The organism is Loktanella sp. DJP18 (assembly GCF_049310965.1).
Lineage (GTDB): Bacteria > Pseudomonadota > Alphaproteobacteria > Rhodobacterales > Rhodobacteraceae > Loktanella.
On sequence record NZ_JBMERN010000180.1, the window covers coordinates 1 to 2,500 of the forward strand.

The following is a 2,500-nucleotide window of genomic DNA, read 5'->3' on the forward strand; positions in this document are numbered from 1 at the left end:
CCTTCAGGTTATGAGCCTGACGAGCTACCGGGCTGCTCCATCCCGCGACAGTGTTTGGGATCGTCGAGAGATACGTGGCGTGTGTTGCGGCCTTGTCTGTGTTTATCAGGTGTGGCGATGACTTACTCTCCCACGTCTTGAGACGCAGTACCATCAGCGCTGTGGCACTTAACGGCCGAGTTCGGGATGGGATCGGGTGTTTTGCTCACGCTATGATCACCACACCAAAAAAACACAGACCGCGGCGGTGCTTTGGCGCCGCCGCGTGTCACATCAGCAGCGGACCGCTTTTGCGGTTCGCTGTCGTTCAAGTCAGCACAACTGATGTTGTGGTGTGTATACATCTTGACGGATGCAGTTGAAGTCTTGCTTCTACTGGATCAAATCAAGCCTATCGGACCATTAGTACCGGTCAACTGAACGCATTGCTGCGCTTACATCTCCGGCCTATCGACGAGGTGGTCTACCTCGGTCCTCAGGGATACCTTGTTTTGAGGGGGGCTTCCCGCTTAGATGCCTTCAGCGGTTATCCTGTCCGATCATAGCTACCCTGCACTGCCGTTGGCACGACAACAGGTCCACCAGTGGATCGTTCACCCCGGTCCTCTCGTACTAGGGGCAACTCCTCTCAAGTATCCTACACCCACGGAAGATAGGGACCGAACTGTCTCACGACGTTCTAAACCCAGCTCACGTACCTCTTTAAACGGCGAACAGCCGTACCCTTGGGACCTGCTCCAGCCCCAGGATGAGATGAGCCGACATCGAGGTGCCAAACGGTGCCGTCGATATGGACTCTTGGGCACCATCAGCCTGTTATCCCCAGCGTACCTTTTATCCGTTGAGCGATGGCCCTTCCACGCGGGACCACCGGATCACTATGGCCGACTTTCGTCTCTGCTCGACTTGTCAGTCTCGCAGTCAGGCTGGCTTCTGCCATTGCACTCAACGAGCGATTTCCGACCGCTCTGAGCCAACCTTCGCGCGCCTCCGTTACGATTTGGGAGGCGACCGCCCCAGTCAAACTACCCACCACACAGGGTCCCGGATCCGGATGACGGACCGCGGTTAGACATCAAGCAGAGCAAGGGTGGTATCTCAAGGGAGGCTCCACCGAGACCAGAGTCCCGGCTTCAAAGCCTACCACCTATCCTGCGCATGCTGTACCTGATGCCAGTGTGAAGCTATAGTAAAGGTGCATGGGGTCTTTCCGTCTAACCGCGGGTAGCCTGCATCTTGACAGGCAATTCAATTTCGCTGAGTCCACATTTGAGACAGCGGGGAAGTCGTTACGCCATTCGTGCAGGTCGGAACTTACCCGACAAGGAATTTCGCTACCTTAGGACCGTTATAGTTACGGCCGCCGTTTACCTGGGCTTCAATTCGGAGCTTGCACTCCTCCTTTTAACCTTCAGGCACCGGGCAGGCGTCAGACCCTATACGTCGTCTTGCGACTTCGCAGAGCCCTGTGTTTTTAGTAAACAGTCGCCACCCCCTGGTTTGTGCCCCCAGCCCAGACTTGCGTCCGAACCGGGCCTCCTTCTCGCGAACTTACGGAGGTATTTTGCCGAGTTCCTTAAATGTGGTTCTCTCAAGCGCCTTGGTATTCTCTACCAGTCCACCTGTGTCGGTTTAGGGTACGATCTTGTAGGAGGGCTATTTCCAGGAACCGCTCAGCAGCCCATTCAATCCGATAAGGATGAACTACCTCTGCGATCCGTCACCACTCCACGGCCCAGGAATATTAACCTGGTTCCCATCGACTACGCCTTTCGGCCTCGCCTTAGGGGTCGGCTTACCCTGCTCAGATTAGCTTTAAGCAGGAACCCTTGGACTTTCGGCGAGGGGGTCTCTCACCCCCTTTGTCGCTACTCATGTCATCATTCTCACTAGTGATCTCTCCACCCCATCCCTCACAGGGGGGCTTCACAGAAAGCTCCGCGTCTCCAAAGCAGCCTAAACTGCTGAAGAGACATGGAACTATGTCACACTACGCTCTGCTACCGCGTATATTGCTATACACCCTAGACTTCGGCTCATGGCTTGAGCCCCGTTACATCTTCGCCGCAGGACAGCTTGTTTAGACCAGTGAGCTGTTACGCTATCTTTAAAGGATGGCTGCTTCTAAGCCAACCTCCTGGTTGTTTTGGCCGTCCCACCTGCTTTCCCACTTAGCCATGAATTAGGGGCCTTAGTCGTAGGTCAGGGTTGTTTCCCTCTTCACACCGGACGTTAGCACCCGATGTGTGTCTGCCGGCTAGTACTCTTGGGTATTCGGAGTTTGGTTAGGATCAGTAAGCCGGTAAGGCCCCATTACCCATCCAGTGCTCTACCCCCCAAGGTATTCGGCCGACGCTCTACCTAAATAGATTTCGCAGAGAACCAGCTATCTCCGAGTTTGATTGGCCTTTCACCCCTAGGCACACCTCATCCCGACCTTTTTCAACAGGTGTGGGTTCGGACCTCCAGTTAGTGTTACCTAACCTTCATCCTGGACATG

Annotated in this window: 2 rRNA genes (1 of these 2 cut by a window edge); both read right to left on the reverse strand. The window is 54.8% G+C overall.

The annotated features are described in order from the left end of the window. Positions 1–109: 109 nt before the first annotated feature. Positions 110–224, reverse strand: a 5S ribosomal RNA gene (gene rrf, locus ACOI1H_RS23140). A 157-nt stretch (positions 225–381) separates the two neighbouring features. Continuing rightward, positions 382–2,500: ribosomal RNA gene (locus ACOI1H_RS23145) — 23S ribosomal RNA — on the reverse strand; it runs 714 nt beyond the window's last position.